17 protein-coding genes are annotated in these 19,211 nt (G+C 69.2%); 12 read left to right on the forward strand and 5 right to left on the reverse strand.

The window, feature by feature from the left end:
* Positions 1-50: 50 nt before the first annotated feature.
* The 7 genes from E0H50_RS35420 to E0H50_RS35450 all read left to right on the forward strand — a co-directional run bounded on the left by E0H50_RS35420 (position 51) and on the right by E0H50_RS35450 (position 8,382).
* Positions 51-2,462, forward strand: coding sequence for an HAD-IC family P-type ATPase (locus tag E0H50_RS35420; RefSeq protein WP_131295378.1), 2,412 nt, complete (start codon positions 51-53; stop codon positions 2,460-2,462).
* A 99-nt stretch (positions 2,463-2,561) separates the two neighbouring features.
* Positions 2,562-2,933 carry an SPW repeat domain-containing protein gene (locus E0H50_RS35425; RefSeq protein ID WP_131295379.1) on the forward strand — a complete coding sequence of 124 codons (372 nt, stop codon included), beginning with the start codon at positions 2,562-2,564 and terminating at the stop codon, positions 2,931-2,933.
* Between the two features lie 141 nt (positions 2,934-3,074).
* Positions 3,075-3,263: a dsRBD fold-containing protein gene (locus tag E0H50_RS35430; protein WP_238151591.1), complete on the forward strand. Its 189-nt coding sequence runs from the start codon at positions 3,075-3,077 to the stop codon at positions 3,261-3,263.
* Positions 3,260-3,973: a phosphatase PAP2 family protein gene (locus E0H50_RS35435; protein ID WP_165547410.1), complete on the forward strand. Its 714-nt coding sequence runs from the start codon at positions 3,260-3,262 to the stop codon at positions 3,971-3,973. The genes E0H50_RS35430 and E0H50_RS35435 overlap by 4 nt, the downstream gene beginning before the upstream one ends.
* A 10-nt stretch (positions 3,974-3,983) precedes the next feature.
* Positions 3,984-6,422, forward strand: a complete 2,439-nt coding sequence (gene ppsA / locus E0H50_RS35440) for a phosphoenolpyruvate synthase (RefSeq protein WP_131295382.1) — start codon at positions 3,984-3,986, stop codon at positions 6,420-6,422.
* Positions 6,423-6,822: 400 nt separating this feature from the next.
* Complete coding sequence (locus E0H50_RS35445; RefSeq protein ID WP_131295383.1) at positions 6,823-7,707, forward strand: universal stress protein; 885 nt, start codon at positions 6,823-6,825, stop codon at positions 7,705-7,707.
* A gap of 45 nt (positions 7,708-7,752) precedes the next feature.
* Positions 7,753-8,382 (forward strand): hypothetical protein, encoded by a 630-nt coding sequence (locus tag E0H50_RS35450; RefSeq protein ID WP_131295384.1) that lies wholly within the window; start codon positions 7,753-7,755, stop codon positions 8,380-8,382.
* Between the two features lie 14 nt (positions 8,383-8,396).
* On the opposite strand, the gene E0H50_RS35455 is transcribed toward E0H50_RS35450, so the two are convergent.
* On the reverse strand, positions 8,397-9,407 hold the full coding sequence (locus tag E0H50_RS35455) for an Acg family FMN-binding oxidoreductase (protein WP_131295385.1): 1,011 nt from the start codon (positions 9,405-9,407) through the stop codon (positions 8,397-8,399).
* Positions 9,408-9,716: 309 nt separating this feature from the next.
* On the opposite strand from E0H50_RS35455, the gene E0H50_RS35460 reads away from it, so the two are divergent.
* The 3 genes from E0H50_RS35460 (at position 9,717) to E0H50_RS35470 (ending at position 12,579) form a co-directional block, all read left to right on the forward strand.
* Positions 9,717-10,637 (forward strand): FG-GAP repeat domain-containing protein, encoded by a 921-nt coding sequence (locus E0H50_RS35460; RefSeq protein WP_165547411.1) that lies wholly within the window; start codon positions 9,717-9,719, stop codon positions 10,635-10,637.
* 255 nt (positions 10,638-10,892) lie between these two features.
* The gene (locus E0H50_RS35465; RefSeq protein ID WP_202868478.1) at positions 10,893-11,141 is read left to right on the forward strand and encodes an SHOCT domain-containing protein; all 249 of its coding nucleotides are present in this window, start codon (positions 10,893-10,895) and stop codon (positions 11,139-11,141) included.
* Between the two features lies 1 nt (position 11,142).
* Entirely contained in the window at positions 11,143-12,579 is a 1,437-nt protein-coding gene (locus E0H50_RS35470) for a multicopper oxidase family protein (RefSeq protein ID WP_131295387.1), read from the forward strand.
* Positions 12,580-12,582: 3 nt separating this feature from the next.
* Here E0H50_RS35470 and E0H50_RS43240 read toward each other — a convergent pair whose 3' ends face one another.
* The gene (locus tag E0H50_RS43240) at positions 12,583-12,996 is read right to left on the reverse strand and encodes a CBS domain-containing protein (RefSeq protein WP_165547412.1); all 414 of its coding nucleotides are present in this window, start codon (positions 12,994-12,996) and stop codon (positions 12,583-12,585) included.
* A gap of 133 nt (positions 12,997-13,129) precedes the next feature.
* Between E0H50_RS43240 and E0H50_RS35480 the strand changes: the two genes are divergently transcribed.
* Both E0H50_RS35480 and E0H50_RS35485 read left to right on the forward strand, forming a co-directional pair.
* Positions 13,130-14,320 (forward strand): acyltransferase family protein, encoded by a 1,191-nt coding sequence (locus E0H50_RS35480; RefSeq protein ID WP_165547413.1) that lies wholly within the window; start codon positions 13,130-13,132, stop codon positions 14,318-14,320.
* Positions 14,321-14,496: 176 nt separating this feature from the next.
* Positions 14,497-14,973 (forward strand): GyrI-like domain-containing protein, encoded by a 477-nt coding sequence (locus E0H50_RS35485; protein ID WP_131295390.1) that lies wholly within the window; start codon positions 14,497-14,499, stop codon positions 14,971-14,973.
* Here the strand turns inward: E0H50_RS35485 and E0H50_RS35490 are convergent.
* From E0H50_RS35490 to E0H50_RS35500, 3 genes are read right to left on the reverse strand one after another with little or no spacing between them, the layout of a single operon-like run.
* Positions 14,968-17,535 carry a cation-translocating P-type ATPase gene (locus tag E0H50_RS35490; protein WP_131295391.1) on the reverse strand — a complete coding sequence of 856 codons (2,568 nt, stop codon included), beginning with the start codon at positions 17,533-17,535 and terminating at the stop codon, positions 14,968-14,970. The genes E0H50_RS35485 and E0H50_RS35490 overlap by 6 nt on opposite strands.
* 2 nt (positions 17,536-17,537) lie before the next feature.
* Positions 17,538-18,302 (reverse strand): ABC transporter permease, encoded by a 765-nt coding sequence (locus tag E0H50_RS35495; protein WP_131295392.1) that lies wholly within the window; start codon positions 18,300-18,302, stop codon positions 17,538-17,540.
* Entirely contained in the window at positions 18,299-19,201 is a 903-nt protein-coding gene (locus E0H50_RS35500; protein WP_131295393.1) for an ABC transporter ATP-binding protein, read from the reverse strand. The genes E0H50_RS35495 and E0H50_RS35500 overlap by 4 nt, the downstream gene beginning before the upstream one ends.
* Positions 19,202-19,211: the final 10 nt, after the last annotated feature.

Below are 19,211 nucleotides of genomic sequence, written 5' to 3' on the forward strand. Positions count from 1 at the left end.
GGGACTTTGGACCCTGGCAAACGCTTCAACGCCCAGGGGATTCTGGCGGCATGTCTGCTGACTCCGGCACGATCGCACCCGCGTCCAGGAACGGTCTGAGTGCGGCTGAGGTCGCCGAGCGGGTCGCGGACGGGCGGACCAATGCGGTGCAGGTCCGGACGAGTCGCACGTACGGGCAGATCGTCCGGGCCAACGTGTTCACCTTCTTCAACGGACTGCTGGGTGTCCTGTTCGTCGCTGTGCTCGCGACCGGGAAGTGGGTGAACGCGCTGTTCGGGCTGGTGATCATCACCAACGCGGGCATCGGCATCGTCCAGGAGGTGCGTGCGAAGCGGACGCTGGACCGTCTCGCGCTGCTGAACGTCACGCGTGCGTGGGTGGTGCGGGACGGTACGCCGACCGAGATCGACGCGGGTGATGTCGTGCAGGACGATCTGGTGCGGCTGCGTGCCGGCGACCAGGTGCTGGCTGACGGGGTGGTGACCGCTGCGGACGGTTTGGAGATCGACGAGTCGTTGCTGACCGGGGAGTCCGAGCCGGTCAACAAGGCAGCGGGCGACGAGGTGCGCTCGGGGTCGATCGTCGTCGCCGGGACGGGGGAGTTCGTGGCGCGGGCGGTGGGCGCCGCGACGTACGCCGCCAAGCTCGCCGCGGAGGCGCGGCGGTTCCAGATCACGCGTTCCGAACTGGTCGCGGGTACGACGAGGTTGCTGCGGTGGATCTCGCTGGTGCTGCTCGTCGTCGCGCCGGTGCTGCTGTGGTCGCAGTTCAGGAGCGCGGACAACAAGAACTGGCGGGACGCGGTCACCGGTACGGTCGCGGCGGTCGTGGGGATGATTCCCGAGGGGCTGGTGCTGCTGACTTCGCTGGCGTTCATGCTCGCGATCGTCACACTGGCGCGACGTCAGACGCTCGTGCAGGAGCTGCCGGCGGTCGAGGGCCTGGCCCGCGTCGACGTCGTGTGCCTGGACAAGACGGGTACGTTGACCCACGGCGACATCGTCTTCGACCGCATCGAGCCGCTGACGGACGAACCGGTCGACGAAGTGCTTGCGCTGATCGCTGACGGTGGTGACTCGAACGCCACCTCGGACGCGTTGCGCGCGGCGGTCGGCGCCGCGACGTTGACGGCTTCTGCGAGGGTGCCGTTCTCGTCGGCTCGCAAGTGGCAGTCGGTGACCGTCGACGGCACGACCTGGGTACTGGGTGCGCCCGAGATGGTGCTCCTCGACGAGGACGACGCTGCCGCGACCGCCGCGCGGGACCGTGCGAACAAGTCGGCAGCCGACGGGGAACGAGTGCTCGTGCTGGCCCGCGGCGTGCTCCGTGGTGGGCAGGCGGACGGTGCGCGGGTGTTGCCGGCGGGGTTGGTGCCGGTTGCGTTGGTGGTGCTGGCGGAGAACATTCGTGATGACGCGGCGGCCACGATGGAGTACTTCACGGCCCAGGGAGTTGCGCTCAAGGTGTTGTCGGGGGACAACCCGCGCACGGTCGGGGCGGTGGCCGCGGCGGTCGGCGTACCAGGTGTCGCCGGTGCCGGTGACGCCGTGGACGCACGGACCCTGCCGGACGACCCGCAAGGTCCTGCCGAGCTCGACGCGTTGGCCGACGTACTCGATCGCTCGTCGGCGTTCGGGCGGGTCAGCCCGCACCAGAAGCGGGCGTTCGTCGCCGCCCTGCAGCGTCGCGGTCACGTCGTCGCGATGACCGGTGACGGCGTGAACGACGCGCTGGCGCTCAAGGACGCCGACATCGGCGTTGCCATGGGCAACGGATCGCCGGCGACCCGGGCGGTCGCGCAACTGGTCCTGCTCGACGGGAAGTTCGCGCACCTGCCCGACGTGGTCGCCGAGGGACGCCGGGTGATCGCCAACATCGAGCGGGCGGCGAACCTGTTCCTGGTCAAGAACGTCTACTCGCTCGTCCTGTCGCTGATCACCGCGACCACGATGGTCGCCTACCCGTTGGAGCCGATCCAGCTCACGTTGATCTCGGCCCTCACGATCGGGATTCCGGCGTTCTTCCTCGCCCTCGGCCCCAACACGCGTCGCTACCTCCCCGGGTTCCTGGGGCGAGTTCTGCGTTTCGCGGTTCCCGTGGGTCTCGTGACCGCGGTCTGTGCCTTCGCTGGATACCGCCTGGTGCGCGTGCTCGATCCCGGCGCCGGGGTGGCCGGTGCCCGCACCGTCACGACCGTCGTCGTACTCGTCGTCTCGCTGTGGACGCTGTCGATCCTGGCGTGGCCGTTGCGGCCCTGGAAAGTTGTGCTGCTGGTCGCGATGGTGGTGCTCGGCGCGACCGCCGTGCTGGTCCCCCCGATCGGGCACAGTGTGTTCCTCCTCGACGTCACGCCGTACCGGGTGCTCGGTGCGCTCACGATGGCCTTCGCCGGTATCGGACTGGTCGAACTCGTGTACCGGATCACGCGTCCGAGCGCGCGCAACGGGCTGGAGGTCACGTGAATCCGGGCCTTTCATCCCTGGTCGTTTTCCCCGTGGAGAGCAGCATCGGAAGTAGGAGGCCTGGCTGTTCGGCCAGGACCACGAAGGGAGATGAGGGACATGGCAGACATCCAGTCGACTGCCTGGACCCGCCCGCAGGACTGGGTGAGCCTGCTCGCAGGCGGATACCTGGCACTGTCGCCGCTGTGGGTCGACATCGACACCACCGGCACCTGGGTGATGGTGATCATCGGTGCGGCGATCGGTCTGCTGGCACTGGTGGCGCTCGCTGCTCCGGGTGCGTACATCGACGAGGGGATGACCGCGGTAGGTGGCGTGGCCGCGTTCATCGCTCCGTGGGTCTTCACCTACACCGACTACAACGCCGCGGCGTGGACGTCGTGGATCGTGGGAGCCGTGGCTGCGATCGCTGCGATCGCGGCGCTGCCCGCCAGCCGGTCCGTGTCCCGCCACCAGCACCACATGGCGTGAGGAGGAGCAGTCAATCCAAGGGAGCCGCGCTCCGGCGACGCCACTGTCGCCGGAGCGCGCTGTTGGCAGGAGTCCCGGTTCCGATGGTCGTTCGGCCCTGGTTGGGAGGTGCTCGGGCCGCCGACGATGACAGGGACGGTAATGCTCCGAGCGGTGGCGCGGGCGTTGTCGGATCTGGCGCACGGGCTGCTCGACACCGCGGCATCCGACATCGAGGCGATCACCCACAAACACGTTCATCTGCACGGACACATCGCTGAGAGGGGTGACCTATGGTCGCCGAGGGCCAGGAATCGGTGGCCGGGTTGTCCAGGCGTGCCCGCGGGATGATTCGCGAAGTGGGCATCATCGTCGTGGCGATCGTGCTGTACTTCGGGGTTCGCGGACTGATCGCGACGAGAGTCGACGTCGCCTACCGGAACGCCGAGTACGTCGTCGACCTGGAACGCTCGACCGGTATCTTCGTCGAGCCGCAACTGCAACAGGTGGTGATCGACCACGGGTGGCTCGCCGAGACCGTCGGCTACATCTACATCTACGGCCATTGGCCGGTGCTGCTGACCACGTTGCTCTGGTTGCTGATCCGCCATCGTGAGGCGTACCGCAAGTTCCGCAACGCGATGCTGCTGTCGGGCGGGGCCGGGTTGGTGATCTTCACGCTGTTCCCGGTGGCGCCGCCGCGGTTCCTGGCGGCGTACGGGTTCGTGGACACGGTGACCGAGCGGACCTCGGCGTACCGGGTTCTGCAGCCGCCGGCGTTCGTCAACCAGTACGCGGCGGTGCCGAGCCTGCATTTCGGCTGGAACCTGCTGATGGGGATCGCGGTCGCCGGCCTCGGCGCGCACTGGCTGATCCGGCTGTTCGGCTGGCTGATGCCGGTGCTGATGTTCGCGGCGATCGTTCTGACCGCCAATCACTACATCCTCGACGGTGTCGCCGGGGGAGCGCTGGCTCTGGCCGGCCTGCTCGCTGCCCATCGGCTGAGTCGGCGAGGACCTTCGAAGGCAAGACGGCGAGCGAGACGGCGAGCGAGATGGTGAGGAGAGTGCTATGACGCAGTCCAGGATCGTGTGGCTGACGGATGCGGCGGGAACCGATCTTGCGGCGGTGGGTGGGAAGAACGCCTCGTTGGGCGTGATGCTCCGCGAGCTGACCGCCGCGGGCATCAAGGTGCCGGAGGGGTTCGCCACCACATCTGCGGCGTACCGGGAGTACCTCGACGCGGCCGGTCTGGGACCGGTGATCGCGCGGCAGATCCGCCGGTATCGCGGCCGCGCGGAGCTGGCGTCGGTCGGTACGGCGATCCGGGACGCCTTCGGCGCAGCCGAGCTGCCCGCCGGCCTGGTGGCCGAGCTGACCACGGCGTACCAGCAACTCGGCGGCGACGGCACCGAGGTCGCCGTCCGAAGTAGCGCGACCGCGGAGGACCTGCCGGATGCGAGCTTCGCGGGGCAGCAGGAGACGTTCCTCAACGTCAGGAACCTCGCCGAACTCCTCGACGCGTGCAGACGGTGCTATGCGTCGCTGTTCACCGATCGGGCGATCAGCTACCGGGAGGAGCGCGGATTCGACCACGCGGCGGTCGCGTTGTCGATCGGCGTGCAGCGGATGGTGCGGTCGGATCTCGGCAGCTCCGGCGTGATGTTCACGCTCGACAGCGACAGCGGCTTCCCGGGTGTCGTCCAGATCAGCGCCGCGTGGGGTCTCGGCGAGTCCGTCGTGAGCGGCCAGGTGGACCCGGACGAGTACCTGGTGTTCAAGCCGAAGATTCTCTGGGACGACCTGCGCCCGATCTTGTCGCGTCGCCTGGGTTCCAAGGAGATCAAGGTCGTGTACGGCTCGGGCGGTGGCACGACCACGGTCGCGACGAGCCCGGACGAACGCGGCCGGCCGGCGTTGGACGATGACGACGTACTGCGTCTCGCTCGGTGGGGGCTCGCGGTCGAGAACCATTACGGCCGTCCGATGGACATCGAATGGGCCAAGGACGGCCGGACCGGTGAGCTGTTCTTGGTGCAGGCCCGTCCCGAGACCGTGCAGACCCGCCGGGAGGCTGCCGCGCTGCGTTCGTACCGGCTGAAGGAGACCGGGCGTGAGTTGGTGACCGGCCTCGCGGTGGGTGAGGCGATCGCCGACGGCCGGGTGTGCCTCCTGGACTCGCCGGCGGACATCGGGCGGTTCGTGGACGGCTCGATCCTGGTCACCCGGATCACGGACCCGGACTGGGAGCCGATCATGCGCCGCGCGGCCGCGATCGTCACCGACCACGGCGGCCGAACCTCGCATGCGGCGATCGTCAGCCGCGAACTCGGCGTACCCGCGATCGTCGGTACCGCATCGGCGACCACGGACCTGCGCGACGGACAGCACATCACGGTGTCGTGCGCGCAGGGCGAGCGCGGCATCGTGTACGAGGGCGAGCTCGAGTACGACGTGACCGACCTCGATCTGGGCAGTTTGCCGCAGACGAGGACGAAGGTGATGCTCAACCTCGCGGATCCGGCGGCCGCGTTCCGGTGGTGGCGGCTGCCCGCGGACGGGGTCGGGCTGGTCCGGATCGAGTTCGTGGTGAGCAATCACATCAAGGTGCATCCGATGGCGTTGATCCACTACGACACGCTGGACGCCGACGAGCAGCGCGAGGTCGACGCCGCGACCGGCGGAGCGGTTGATCGGGAGGCGTACCTGGTCGACCGGCTCACCGAGGGCATCGCGCGGATCGCGGCATCGCGCTGGCCGGATCCGGTGATCGTGCGAACGAGCGACTTCAAGACCAACGAGTACGCGCGGCTGATCGGCGGCTCGCGGTTCGAGCCGGCCGAGGAGAACCCGATGATCGGGTGGCGCGGCGCTTCGCGGTACTACAGCCCGGGGTACCGGGAGGGATTCGCGCTGGAGTGCCGGGCGTTGCGCAAGGTCCGCGACGAGCTGGGCCTGACGAACGTCGTGGTGATGATTCCGTTCTGCCGGACGCTCGGCGAGGCCCACCGGGTCCTCGGCGTGATGGCGGACGAGGGTCTCCGCCGGGGCGACAACGGCCTGCAGGTGTACGTGATGGCGGAGATTCCGGCGAACATCATCCTCGCGGACGAGTTCGCCGAACGGTTCGACGGGTTCTCGATCGGCAGCAACGACCTGACCCAGCTGACCCTGGGGGTCGACCGCGACTCGGAAACCCTCGCCGCACTCTTCAACGAGCGCGACCCCGCGGTCGCCCGGAGCATCGAGCACCTGATCCGGACCGCCCACCGGGAGGGCCGCAAGGTCGGTCTGTGCGGACAACGGCCGAGCGACGATCCCGGCTTCGCGACCTTCCTCGTCCATGCCGGTATCGACTCCGTCTCGGTGACCCCGGACAGCTTCTTCGCGGTCAAGACGAACGTCGCCGAAGCGGAACGGTCGGACGGCTTCGTGCACCCACGCGACGAGTTCCCCGGCGATCCAGCCGCCCTGTCCGAGGGACGCCACCCGGCCCGGTACTGGGGGTAGCCGGCGCAGCCCTTCTGTGGCTGGTCGCCGGGGACGAAAGGCCCCGGTGGACGGGACCTTCGGCCCTGCGGCCGGCCGCGGGGTTCGCGGTGCACTGGAGATGGCGAGGAGGACCCGCCGAAGTTCCGGTACCGCGAGCGGGAGACCGCAACGGACACCGGAACCGCGGACCGCGACAGTGGAACCGGATCCTCCTCGTCAGGCGTTGGCGCCCTGACGGGCGCCGGGCGATCTGTTGGAGCGCTCGTTGAGGGGCTTGCTGCTCCAGCTGGCGGGTGCCGTGCGTCCGTGACCGCGCCGGTCGCGCGGCACCCAGCATCACGGCGCAGTGAATCCGGGCCTGGGCGGCGAATTCGCCTGCTGTACCGATGGCCGGAGTTCTGGGGACGAGGAGCTCGTGATGAGAGAACGGACCGCAATTGCCGTCGGCGTGGACGGGAGCTGGGCCGACAACGGGGCAGTGGACTGGGCGCTTCACGAGTCGGAGGTGAGTGCCGCCCCGATCCGGGTACTGCACGTGCTCGACGACCGGCCACCGATTGGACCGTACTTCAACTTCCCTGGTGCCAACGCCGCGGCGAAGCAGCTGATCGATGATGTTCGCGAGTACCTCGACCAGCACGACAGCGCAGCACAGCACACGGGCGCTGTGCTGTCCGGTCCACCGGCCCACACGCTGGCCGGTTCGACTGCCGGCGACCGGATGCTCGTGGTCGGAAGGCGCGGGCGCGGCGTGTTCGGCCGGCTGCTCATCGGGTCCACGGCCGAGGCCGTGGTTCACGAGTCCGACACGGCGGTGGTCGTCGTACCGCCGAAATGGAAGCCGGGGGATCCGCAGGCTCCGGTCGTCGTCGGCGTCGACGACCTCGAACGATGCGAGGCGGCCGTGGACTTCGCCGTCAGGTTCGCCACCGAGCGCGGTGCCCCGATCCGGCTGGTGCACATCTGGGACGTGCCGCGAATGTTCACCGGCGACGAGGCGGCGGCCGTGAACACGGTGGACCTCGCGCGCCATTACCACAACCAGCGGGTGGACGCGATCATCCGTCAGTGCCGTGGCAAGTACCCCGAGGCCACCTTCGCGGCTGAGCTCAGACGCGGTCATCCGGTAGCCGGTCTGACCGACGCAACCGTCGAGGCAGACGGTCAACTGCTGGTAGTCGGTGGCCGTGCCCACGGCCGGATCATGTCCACGCTCCTCGGCGGGACGGCCCGCGGCATCCTCCAGCACGCCACTTGCCCGGCCGCGATCGTCCACCAGCAGCAGCCGGCCCATTCGCGGTGAACGAGGTTGTCAGCGCAGGGATCAACGGGATCAGGAGGCTTGGCCATGGAACGACGTGGCTTCTCGCTCGGGGGCAAGGCGGCGGTAGACCCGCACCTGGCGCTCTACCGTGCCGTCTGGAGGGTTTTCGGTGGCGTGTCCGTCGTGCTCGGCATCGTCGCGGCGGGGCTGTTGCTGCCCGTGGACATCCTGGGGATCGCGCTCTTGGCCGCTCCGGTGGCAGGCGCGACGGCCTTCAGCCTGTGCAGTAGCGACGGCTTTGCCGGCTGGACAAGAAGGCAGCTCATTGCCGCCGCCGCAGCGGGGGCTGCAGTGACTACCCTCGTTCTCGGCCTGACCGCCGTTCTCGGCGCGAGTGTCTTCTGGCTGGCAGCGCTCTTGGCCGTCACCTCGCCTCCCGTCGTGCAATGGTGCTGCGTGAGAGTCGGGTTCGGTCCGGCGGCAGGCCCCGTGGACGGCCCGAAACACAGTACGGCAGCGCTCTGCAAGCAATGGAGAGACAGCTACGACGCACTGCGGGACGCGAGGACCGACAATCAGCGGCTCCGGATCGTCATGGAGCGCCAGCGGTGCCTCGACGAGCTCGGCCGGCGCGACCCGGAGGGCCTCCAGGCCTGGCTTGCCTCCGCAGCGAGCGCCGCCGGCGACCCCGCCAGATTCCTCAGGAGCCAGTAGCGCTGCGGCGGCCCTCAGAACCAGTGGTCGAAGGTGTCGTGCCAGTCGCGGCGCGGGGTTCGGCCGGTGGAGGTCGCGGGGTAGCCGATGCGGAGGATCATCTGGGGCCAGGCGTGGCCGCCGATCAGGTCGCGGACCTCGTGGCGTGATGACGAGTGTTCGAGCACCTGGTTCAGGAACGAGGTGGCCAGGTTGTACGACGTCGCCACCAGCAGAACTCGCTCGAGTGCCAGGCCGGCCCGCGTCCACCCGGCGGCGTCTTCTTCCGGTGTGCTGAGTACGGCGATCATCGGGAACGTCTCGTACTGGACACGGTCGCGCCTGGTGTCGAAGCCTGCGGACAGGTCGCGTACGAACGCCGGTAGGTCGGGCAAGGACCCGAGCGCGCTTTCCTGGACGCCGTCGTCGGAACGGTCCGAGCCGATCCAGCGCCGGCGTTCGTGGATCCGGTCCTCGTCTCGCAACTCCTCGGTGTCGGTACGCTCGAGGAGCCGGTGGAGTCGCGCCGAGGTGGCCGGGTCGAGCCAGTGCAGGTGCGCGCCTTCGGCGTCTGCCGCGTCGTCGAGCCGGTGCAGGATCTTCGGTGCGATCGGGTGGCTGAGGAGCGGGCCGCGGTACGTGTGCCTCCGGCGGAGTTCGCCGTACAGGCTGCCGAGCTCAGGCACCGGGGCGCTGCGGTCGGCGAGGAAGATCCGGGCCGCGACCCCGGGGCGCGCCGGGTCCGGGTCCACTGCGATCCGCGTCTCGTGGCCGAGCATCGCGGCCGCGACACGGATGTTGAAGGCAGCCGCGCCGATGCCGATGCGCGCGGCGCGACCGGCCGGATCCTCGATCGGGAGCACTCGTTCCTCGTCGATCAGTACGTCGATCACCGGGCCGTGCACCTCGAAACGCCACGGCTGGGTGTTGTGCTGCGACGGCGCGTGGACCGCGGCGGTCAGCAGGATCTCGACCTCGTCCTCGGTCAACGCCGCGTTCGTCCGCCCGCCGCCGTCGCCGGGCATGGTCAGCTGTTCGGCCGGCATCACAACCTCCTCGGCCCGTACCGCTCTGATCCCCCCAGACTGCGCCGGCGACGGCCCGCGTCCCAGCGGCAAGGGTCCCGAACGAGGGGGCCGTTCGGCTCAGGTTCACGAACACCCCGGACCGTTCGCACCGCGTTGTGAGGCCTCGATCACGAGATGCGACGTACTCGGGACCTTTGGCCCTAGAGCAGAGCGCGCTAGTCCGGTTTGTTGGACGGGTAGGGCTGCCGGGTGAGCGGAGGCTGAACGGGGGCCCAGATCGGCCTCCGTCGCGGTATGCCGTCGATTCGAGGAACGAGGGGGAGACACATGCGCGGGAATTTGCGCCTTGGAGGACGGAGCGGACTGGTTCTGCTGGCGGGCATCGGCCTGCTGCTGGCCGGGACGTCGGTGTCCTCCGCAGCTCAGCAGACGACCACGGGGACAGCGGCGTCGACGAGTGTGGCCACGTCGGCGGCGCTGGTGATCAAGGACAACGACTTCAACGGTGACGGCAACTCGGATGTGTTGTCCGTCGACTCGGCCGGCCGGTTGTGGCTCTACCCGGGCAACGGTGCGGCGGGGTGGCTTCCGCGCATCGGGTACAGCTACGGCTGGGACGCGATGACTGCCATCCTGGCGCCCGGTGATTTCGACGGTGACGGTAACGCGGACCTGATGTCGGTCGACAGTACGGGGTACCTGCGCCTCTACTCGAGCAACGGCGCGGGTGGCTGGCTGAGCTGGAAGCGGTTCGGCGGTGGCTGGAACGCCATGACGTCCGTCTTCGGTCCGGGTGACTTCAACGGCGACGGTTTCATGGACGTGCTGGCGCGGCAGAGCACGGGGCAGTTGTGGCTCTACCCGGGCAACGGCGCAGGCGGCTTCCTGCCTCGGGTCGGGTACGGGTACGGCTGGAACGTGATGACGTCGCTGCGTGGCCCGGGCGACTTCAGCGGTGACGGTTTCGTCGACGTGACGGCGCGCGACGGGAACGGGAACCTGTGGCTCTACCGGGGCAACGGTACGGGTGGCTGGCTGCCGGGCCGGACGCTCATCGGGTCCAGCTGGCAGAACCTGACGGCGATCGTGACGCCGTGGGACTTCTCCGGCGACGACAAGGTGGATCTGCTGGTCCGCAACGCGAGCGGTTCGCTGTACATGTACCGCGGCAGCGGGACCGGCGGGTGGATCCTGCCGCCGGTGCTCGTCGGCTCGGGCTGGAACAGCATGACCGCGATCACCGCCTGAACCGGGACCGGCGGCAGGGGCCGAAGTCCTGGTGGATCGGGACGTTCTGCCCTGTGGCGCGATCCGCCGTCGCGGTGAACTGAAATCGGCGAGGAGGATCCGTCGAAGTCGACAACACCGGGAGCGGGCAACCGCACCGGACCTCGAGACTTCGAACCGCGAGAGTGGAAACGGATCCTCCTCGTCTTCAGCGTTCGCTGTCGACCGCCGTGCCCGGTGTGGGCGGACCTTCCGGGCGCGAGGGAGGTGATTTCGATGATGTACTGGAACGGCATGGGCTGGGGCGGCTGGGTGATGATGACGATCACCGTGGTCGCGTTCTGGGGGCTCGTCGCCGTCGTCGTGGTGGCGCTGGTCCGATCGCTGCGTGGCGAGCCGGCCCGGCGGGCACCCGGCAAGAGCGCGCTCGAGCTCCTGGACGAGCGGTTCGCGCGCGGTGAGATCGACGAGACGGACTACCACCGCCGGCGCGAGCTGTTACTCGAGCACCGGGTAGACCACTGACATGGCCCTGTCGCGGCGCCGATTCCTGAGCGGCGCGGCCGGTGCCGGATTGCTTGCCATCGGTGGTTGCAGGCCGGGTACGGCGGTAGCGCCGGGATCCGAGGCTGTACGCCGTGCCGAAGCAGCACGCCGTACCGGAGCGGGTCGCACGATCAGCACCAAACTCACGCCACGGGTAACGACTCTCGACCTCGGCGGGCCGACGGTCGACACCTGGGCGTACGGCGACAGCGTACCGGGACCAGTGCTCCGGGCACGCGCCGGAGACCTGCTGCGCGTCGATCTGGTGAACCAGTTGCCGGCCGAGACTACCGTGCACTGGCACGGTGTTGCCTTACGCAACGACATGGACGGCGTACCCGGAATGACCCAGCAAGCCGTCGGTCCGAACGGATCCTTCCGCTACGAGTTCACGGTGGCGCACCCAGGCACGTACTTCTACCATCCGCATGTCGGCGTACAGCTGGACCGCGGCCTGTACGGCGTACTGATCGTCGACGACCCCGAGGATCCCGGGCAGTACGACGCCGAATGGATCCTGGTCCTCGACGACTGGGTGGACGGTACGGGCCGGACGCCGGACCAGGTGCTCGCTTCCCTGGACGGGATGCACATGGGCATGGGCGACCTGCACGGGGCGCAGTCACGGCTGCTCGGGGGTGCGGGGGATGTGGCGTATCCGTACTACCTCGCGAACGGCAGGGTCCCGTCGTCGCCGGTCACGTTCACCGGCAGCCCTGGCCAGCGGGTCCGGCTGCGGGTCGTGAACGCCGGCGCGGACACCGCGTTCCGGCTGGCGCTCGGCGGGCATCGGCTCACGATCACCCACACGGACGGTTTCCCGGTGCGGCGTCGGTCGACCGACGCGATCCTGATCGGTATGGGGGAGCGGGTGGACCTCGCGATCACCTTGGGCGATGGTGTCTTCCCCCTCGTCGCACTGGCCGAGGGCAAGACCGGCACCGCGCGTGCTGTGGTCCGTACGTCCAGCGGGCCGGCGCCGTCGCAGCAGCCGGCTGAGTTGAACCGCCAGGTGCTGCTCGCCGGCCAGTTGCTCGCGGCAACCGCAGTTCGGCTGCCTGCCACGGACCCCGACCGCACGTTGGACCTCGTGCTCGGTGGGGGGATGATGCAGAACCGCTGGACGATCAACGGCAAGGCGTTCCCCGACAGCGAGCCGTTGTCCGTCGAGGAAGGTGAACGCGTCCGGCTCCGCATCGCCAACCGGACCATGATGTTCCATCCCGTGCACGTCCACGGCCACACCTTCGGCCTCGCCGACGGCGGCGCGCGCAAGGACACCGTCATCGTCCGAGCGATGGACACCCTCACCGTCGACCTGACCGCGGACAACCCTGGTCAGTGGGCCACCCACTGCCACAACATCTACCACGCCGAGCGCGGCATGATGACCGCGCTGTCCTACCGCACACCGTGAGGGTCACACACGGTGGATGGTTCCGCAGCCGGAGCCCGCGAAGAGTTCGGTGTGGATGCTGCGGTCGGCGAGGACGTCGAGGATGTCGTGCAGGCTGATCGTCCCTACCACTCGACCGCTGGCGACGACCGGAAGGATCGTCGCCGGTGTCGACTGCATCCGGTCGATGGCCGTTGCGATGTCGTCGTCGACCCGGACGGTGACCGCGTGCGGCGTTCTGACGTCGCCGACTCGGTCCGGACGAGCTTCGTCCGGGAGCAGATCCGCGAGGCCGACGACGCCGACCAGGGTGCCGCAGTCGTCGACGACAGCCAGCGACGTGATCTGCTCGTCGCGCATCAACCGCAGTGCCGTGCCGATCGACGTCTCGTCCGTCGCCGTCACCGCCGGCATGGTCATCACGTCCCGGACCTGCATTCTCGACACCTCGCCTGGTCGCCGCTGACTACAGCGTCCAGCTGTGCGGCGAGACTCGGCAGGGCAGATGGTCACGCCGAGGGCGGGACCTTCGACACTGGCTGCTCTCGTGGGTGCTGCCGACGGTGGGGGTATGACGAAGGGTGCCCGCAGGGATCGTGGCGGTGAGTCCGGCCGGCCCGGTGGCGGCGTCGGGCAGTGGGCGGCGGCGCGGGAGCTGTTTCTCGACAACCTCAAGGTCATCCTGATCGCGGTGATCATCGCGGGCCACGCGATCATCGGGTATTCCGAGCTCGACTGGTGGTCGTATGCGGATGTTCGCGAGGTCACGCTGTCGTCGGTGACCGTTGCCGTCCTGTTCGCGGTAGCCGCTCCGTTCGCGCTCCTGGTGGTGCCTCTGCTGTTCCTGATCGCCGGCCTGCTCACTCCGCTGTCCCTCGACCGCAAAGGAGTGCGGCGGTTCGTTCGGGATCGGCTGCTGAGGCTGGGGATCCCGTTCGTTCTGTTCGCGTTGCTGATCTGGCCGTTGCTCGAGTACGCCTTGTTCCGGCTGCTGGGTAATCCGGTGGGCCTGCTCGAGGAAGGGAGCCTGGATACCGGCGTGCTGTGGTTCATCGGCGCCCTGCTGACGTTCTCACTCGTGTATGCCGCCTGGATCCGCGTCGCGGGGCCGCGTCGCGGCGTACGGCGGTCCGGTGCGGAGATCGGCCTGCGCCACCTGTTACTGCTGGTCGCCGGTGTGACTGTTGCGGCCTTCCTGGTTCGGCTGGCTGTGCCGTTCGAGGGGGACAGCAAGTACGTCGATCTCAACTTCTACCAGTGGCCGGCGTCGGTCGGACTGTTCGGGCTGGGGATCGCGATATCCGGCGCGGGCTGGCTGTCCGCCGTACCCGATCGGCTCCGCAGGCTGAGCCGGACGGCGACGTTGGTCGCCGCCGTGGCCTTCGCCGGCGCCGCGATCTACGGCACAACTCTCGAAGGAGAGTTCGAGGAGGTGTGGGGTGGTGGCTGGCATTGGCGACCGCTGGCGTTCGCAGCGGCGGAGAGCGCACTCGCCGTCTTCGGCGCGGTGTGGGTGCTCGGCGTTGCGCAGCGTCGTCTCGACCGGCGATTTCGCTGGGCGCGGCCGGCGATCAGCCGGAGCGCGTACGGCGCTTTCATGCTGCAGGGAGTCGTTCTCTTCGGACTCGCCGTCGCCCTGCGACCGTTACCGCTGCCGGCCGAGGTGAAGGCGCTCGGCGTCGCGACAGTCGGCGTTGCGGGCTGTTTCGCGCTCGCCTGGCTCCTCATCAGCCGTGTCCCCGGCGTGTCGCGCGTCCTGTAGCGCGTCTCGGGGGAGTCAGCCCTGGGGGTGGCGCCAGCGTCGGGCGACCTACAAGCGGCTCCCACGGCCCCCTCCCAGGTGCCGGAACGGCAGAACGGCCTGGTGCTCCGGGACCAAGGGCCCTGCCGCGGACGGGCTCCTGGAGCGAGGGTCATGGTGAGGGCCCAGGAGGAGACATGCAGACCGAGTTCCGCACAGTTCGTGAGCAGCCGACCGCCGTACTGCGGGCTACCTTGCGCCGGGGCGAGATCCGCGACTGGTTCGATGTCGCGTTCCCGCGCGTCGCCGGCTACCTGTACCGGCGCGGTCTCGTGGCGTGTGGGTTCCCGTTCTCGCGGGACCATCTGTTCCCCGACGGCACCTACCTGGTGGAGGCCGGTTTCCCGGTCCCAGTGGAGATCGAGGGAGACGGTGACGTACAGCCGTCCAGTCTGCCTGGCGGTCAGGTTGTCGTCGCCCGCCATGTCGGGTCGTACGACGATGTCGCGGACGCGTATCGCGCGGTCGACGACTGGCTGAAGGCGGAGCAGGCTGTCCGCGTGGGTGACGCGTGGGAGGTGTACCACGGCGCGAGCGGCGACCGAGCGGGGTACTGCACCGAGGTGATCCAGCCCTTCCGCCTCGTCCCCGTGCTGAGCACCAGCGAGTCATAGAATCCGGCGGCGCAGCAGCTTGGCTGTGGTGTCGACGAGCAGGAGGACGACGGCGGCGGCGATCGCGAGCAGCCAGCCCTGGTACGACGGCCACGCGCCGCCCAGGAGGTTCGCGAGGGTGGGTTGGCCGACGAAGAGCATGATCAGCGCGAGTTCGGCGCCGACCGCGACGAGCAACGCGCGGTTCCCCAGCAGTGGGAGTTCGAAGACCGTCCGCCGTCCGCTGCGGCAGGCGAACGCGTTGGCCAGCTGCATCAGGGCGATCACGGTGAACGTCGTACCGGATGCGACCACGAGATCAGCGGCTGCGGGCTCGGCGCCCCAGCGCCATCCCGAGCCGATCAGGATCGCCACGAAGACGCCCATCGACACCAGCGCCTCGGTCGGCCCGAGGATCCCGAACGCCCGCGCCAGCAGGCCACGGTCGACGAGCCGGCGATGCCGGGCCGGGCCGTCGAGGGTGCGTTCGCTCGGTGACTCGATGCCGAGTGCGATGGCGGGCAGCATGTCGGTGCCGATGTCCAGTGCGAGCACCTGCAGCACGCCGATCGCGAGCGGGATCGATCCGCCCGACAGCGCCCAGACCGCGAACGGCGCGAGTTCGGCGACGTTGTCGGTCAGGTGATAGGTGAGGAAGCGCCGTACGTTGGAGAACGTGGCCCGGCCCAGTTCGACCGCCCGCACGATGCTGGCGAAGTGGTCGTCGAGCAAGACGAGGTCCGCGGCAGCGCGAGCCACGTCGCTGCCGGACGCGCCCATCGCGACGCCGACGTCGGCTTCGCGGAGCGCCGGCGCGTCGTTGACGCCGTCGCCGGTCATTGCCACCACGTGTCCACGGGCGCGCAGCGCACGGGCGATCCGGAGCTTGTCCGCCGGTGTCACCCTCGCGACCACGACGCCCTCGTCGCGATCGAGGAGCCGTCCGAGTCGCTGGTCGTCGGCCGGCAGATCCGCTCCGGTGACGACGAGCCCTCCGGGTCCGAGCAGACCGACCTCGCGCGCGATCACGGCGGCGGTCGCGGCGTGATCACCGGTCACGATCGCGATCCGGATGCCGGCGCGCCGGCACGTCTCGAGCGCGGCCTGGACGTCCTTGCGAGGCGGGTCCTCCAGTCCGACGACCGCCCGCAGTTCCAGACTGCCTGGACCGAGGTCGAGCCGTCCGTCCGTCACGCGGCTGCCCGGCGCGGTGGCCACCGCGAGTACCCGGTGACCGCGGCTCGCCAGCGCGTCGACGGCGCGGGCGGTATCCTCGGCCACCCCGTCCCGGCAGTACGGCAGCAGGGCATCGGGCGCACCGATCACCAACGTGTTGCCGTTGGCAACTACCGCGCTGTATCTGGTCTCGCTGCTGAAGGCCACTCGCCGCGTGATGCTCGCCTGATCGAACGGAGGTACGCCGAGCCGCCGCGCCAGCACATCGAGCGCAACCTCCATCGGGTCGCCCTCTGCCACCCACTTGTCCTGCTTCCGTACGGCGTGGCCGCGGATGCAGGCGATCGCCGCCGCGGCGGCCTGTACCGCGGCCTCGATCGCTCGTGGGTCACCGTGCGCCGTGCCGGCCGGGTCATAGCCGGCGCCGTTCATCGTGACGATCCCTCGGGGCGTCCAGACTTCCTGGACCTCCATCTGGTTCAGCGTCAGGGTGCCGGTCTTGTCGGTACAGATGTACGTCGTCGCGCCCAGGGTCTCGACCGCGTCCAAGCGCCGCACCAGAGCGTTGCCGTGCGCCATCCGTTGCGCGCCGCGGGCCAGCGCCAGCGTGACCGTCGGCAACAGGCCTTCCGGTACCAGCGCAACCATCACGCCGACGCCGAACAGGAACGCATCGGTGAAGTTCAGACCCAGGATCAGGGACACCGCGGAGAGCGAGATCCCGACCGCGGCCGCGATGAACGCGATGATCCGGATCAGCCGGTGCAACTCGACCGTCAACGGGCTGTCCGGCCGATCGGCGCTCTCGGTCAGCGTTTGAATCCCCGCCAGCCGGGTCGCTCCGGCCACCGCTGTCACGATGGCCTCCGCTTCGCCCTGTACGACGTACGTGCCGGCGTAGACGTGGTCGTCGGAGGCGGGCCGGACCGGGACGGACTCGCCGGTGAGGGTGGACTCGTCGACGGCCAGGGCATGCACGGTCGCCAGTTGGAGGTCGGCGCTGACCTTGCCGCCGGCAGCCAGCAGGACCCGGTCGCCGACGACCAGGTCGGGTGCGTCGACGCTCTTCAGTTCGCCGTCGCGGATCACCTGGACGGAGGTGGGGAGCAGGTCACGGAGGCGCTCGGCGGCGCGGTCCGCCCGGTACTCCTGCGCGAATGCGAAGGCGCCGTTCAGGAGAACGATGACCACGATGGCAACCGCCAGCGGCGTCATTCCGGCCAGCACCGCCAGTGCCGCTGCGATCCACAGCATGACCGCGAAGAGGTGCGTCAACTGCGCGAGCAGCAGCTTCCATGCTGGTACCGGCCTCGCTGTCGGCAACTCGTTCGGTCCGTCGTGCGCGAGTCTCCGGGCCGCCTCGGCGGACGACAGCCCGCGTGGGTCGGTCCGCTGCGCGGTCGGCATGGTCAGGTCACGTCCCGGCGGATGGTCAGCGCGGTGCCCAGCGCGGCGAACGCGACGCCGTACGAGATCAGCAGCAGCCCGGACTGCCACCCGGCGAGGAACTCCACATTGGGTTGGTAGGTGTTGGCGAGCCCGCTGGACGCGCCGCCCGGGAAGAACTTGTAGTAGTCCCGGATCGTCGGCAGGGCAGAGATCAGACTCTCGATCACGAAGAAATACACCAGGGTTCCCACGATCGCGGCGACCTGGTTGCGGATCAGTGCCCCGATGCCCACGCCGAGGACGGTGTTGACGGCGAGCCCCAGGAGTACGCCGATCAGCGTCCGCGGGATCCCGTTGCCGGTGAGGGAGACGGCGACACCCTTGGCGGCGAGCCACGGCAGCGCGAGGGCGAGCTCGGCCAGGATGCCCACGGCCCCGAAGCCGACGCCCACGATCGCGTAGGCGATGACCTTCGCGGTCACCACCAGGCCACGGCGCGGGGTGGCCAGGAACGTCGGGGTGACCGTCTCGTGGCGGAACTCGCCGGTCATCGCGATGATGCCGAGGACGATCGCCAGTGCGGACGTGGCGCCGGCGACGCCGAACAGGTTGCGCTGCCCTTCCGGTGTGTTCAAGGGTGGGCTCGGGTTGCCGGCGGAGTCCGCCAGCCCGATGGTCAGGCCGACGAACAGTCCGGTCATCCCGATCGCGCCGAGCAGCAGCCACAACCACAACTTGGTGGTGAACAGCTTGGTGAACTCGGCTCTCAGCAGCCTGGTCATCATCGGTCCGCCCCCTCACCGGTGAGCGCGAAGAAGATGTCCTCGAGATCGCTGCGCTCGGTGGTCAACTCGTGGAGCTCGATCCCCTCCAGGAAGGCGAGGTGGCCGATCTCGGCGGGCTGCAGACCGTCGACCATGACCGCGCCGTCACGTCGCCGGATGCCTGGCCGGTGGTCGTACCGGCCGAGTGCCGACACCAGCCGGTCCGGATCCGGCGTACGGACAACGACCGTGCTGCCCTGCTGGCTCGCCAGGTCCCCGAGGTTGCCCTGGCGGACCAGTGCGCCCTTGTCGATGATGACGATGTCGTCGACAGTCTGCTCGACCTCACTCAGTACATGGCTGGAGATCAGGACCGTGCGGCCGTCGGCGGCCAGCCGGCGCAGGAACGCCCGCAACCAGGCGATGCCCTCGGGATCGAGCCCGTTGGCGGGTTCGTCCAGGACGAGCACGCCGGGATCGCCGAGCAGCGCCGCGGCGAGCCCGAGCCGTTGCCGCATGCCGGTCGAGTAGCCGCGCACCTTCCGGTCGGCGACTGTCAGCAGTCCGACCTGGTCGAGGACCGCATCGGCCCGGGAGGCCGGATACCCGTTCACCGTGCAGATCACCCGCAGGTGGTTCCGGGCCGAGCGCGCGGGGTGAAAGCTGGAGGCTTCCAGTACGGCGCCGACGGTCGAGGACGGCTGCGGCAGGTCGACGTACCGCAGGCCACCGATCGTGGCGGTGCCGGCGGTCGGTGTGACCAGGCCGAGCAGGCAGCGCAGCGTGGTGGTCTTGCCGGCGCCGTTGGGTCCGAGGAATCCGGTGACCGTCCCTGGCGCGACGGTGAAGCTCAGATTGTGCACAGCCCGCACCGGACCGAACATCTTCGTCAAACCCGACACCACGATCTGGCCGCTCATAGGCCCCTCC

The sequence above is a fragment of the Kribbella sindirgiensis genome (assembly GCF_004331435.1).
Lineage (GTDB): Bacteria > Actinomycetota > Actinomycetes > Propionibacteriales > Kribbellaceae > Kribbella > Kribbella sindirgiensis.

What these genes read in the sequence shown, in the direction of transcription:
- E0H50_RS35420 (WP_131295378.1), top strand. Translation starts at nt 51, where the DNA reads ATGTCTGCTGACTCCGGCACGATCGCACCCGCGTCCAGGAACGGTCTG.
- E0H50_RS35425 (WP_131295379.1), top strand. Translation starts at nt 2,562, where the DNA reads ATGGCAGACATCCAGTCGACTGCCTGGACCCGCCCGCAGGACTGGGTG.
- E0H50_RS35430 (WP_238151591.1), top strand. Translation starts at nt 3,075, where the DNA reads ATGCTCCGAGCGGTGGCGCGGGCGTTGTCGGATCTGGCGCACGGGCTG.
- E0H50_RS35435 (WP_165547410.1), top strand. Translation starts at nt 3,260, where the DNA reads ATGATTCGCGAAGTGGGCATCATCGTCGTGGCGATCGTGCTGTACTTC.
- ppsA (WP_131295382.1), top strand. Translation starts at nt 3,984, where the DNA reads ATGACGCAGTCCAGGATCGTGTGGCTGACGGATGCGGCGGGAACCGAT.
- E0H50_RS35445 (WP_131295383.1), top strand. Translation starts at nt 6,823, where the DNA reads ATGAGAGAACGGACCGCAATTGCCGTCGGCGTGGACGGGAGCTGGGCC.
- E0H50_RS35450 (WP_131295384.1), top strand. Translation starts at nt 7,753, where the DNA reads ATGGAACGACGTGGCTTCTCGCTCGGGGGCAAGGCGGCGGTAGACCCG.
- E0H50_RS35455 (WP_131295385.1), bottom strand. Translation starts at nt 9,407, where the DNA reads ATGCCGGCCGAACAGCTGACCATGCCCGGCGACGGCGGCGGGCGGACG.
- E0H50_RS35460 (WP_165547411.1), top strand. Translation starts at nt 9,717, where the DNA reads ATGCGCGGGAATTTGCGCCTTGGAGGACGGAGCGGACTGGTTCTGCTG.
- E0H50_RS35465 (WP_202868478.1), top strand. Translation starts at nt 10,893, where the DNA reads ATGATGTACTGGAACGGCATGGGCTGGGGCGGCTGGGTGATGATGACG.
- E0H50_RS35470 (WP_131295387.1), top strand. Translation starts at nt 11,143, where the DNA reads ATGGCCCTGTCGCGGCGCCGATTCCTGAGCGGCGCGGCCGGTGCCGGA.
- E0H50_RS43240 (WP_165547412.1), bottom strand. Translation starts at nt 12,996, where the DNA reads ATGCAGGTCCGGGACGTGATGACCATGCCGGCGGTGACGGCGACGGAC.
- E0H50_RS35480 (WP_165547413.1), top strand. Translation starts at nt 13,130, where the DNA reads ATGACGAAGGGTGCCCGCAGGGATCGTGGCGGTGAGTCCGGCCGGCCC.
- E0H50_RS35485 (WP_131295390.1), top strand. Translation starts at nt 14,497, where the DNA reads ATGCAGACCGAGTTCCGCACAGTTCGTGAGCAGCCGACCGCCGTACTG.
- E0H50_RS35490 (WP_131295391.1), bottom strand. Translation starts at nt 17,535, where the DNA reads ATGCCGACCGCGCAGCGGACCGACCCACGCGGGCTGTCGTCCGCCGAG.
- E0H50_RS35495 (WP_131295392.1), bottom strand. Translation starts at nt 18,302, where the DNA reads ATGATGACCAGGCTGCTGAGAGCCGAGTTCACCAAGCTGTTCACCACC.
- E0H50_RS35500 (WP_131295393.1), bottom strand. Translation starts at nt 19,201, where the DNA reads ATGAGCGGCCAGATCGTGGTGTCGGGTTTGACGAAGATGTTCGGTCCG.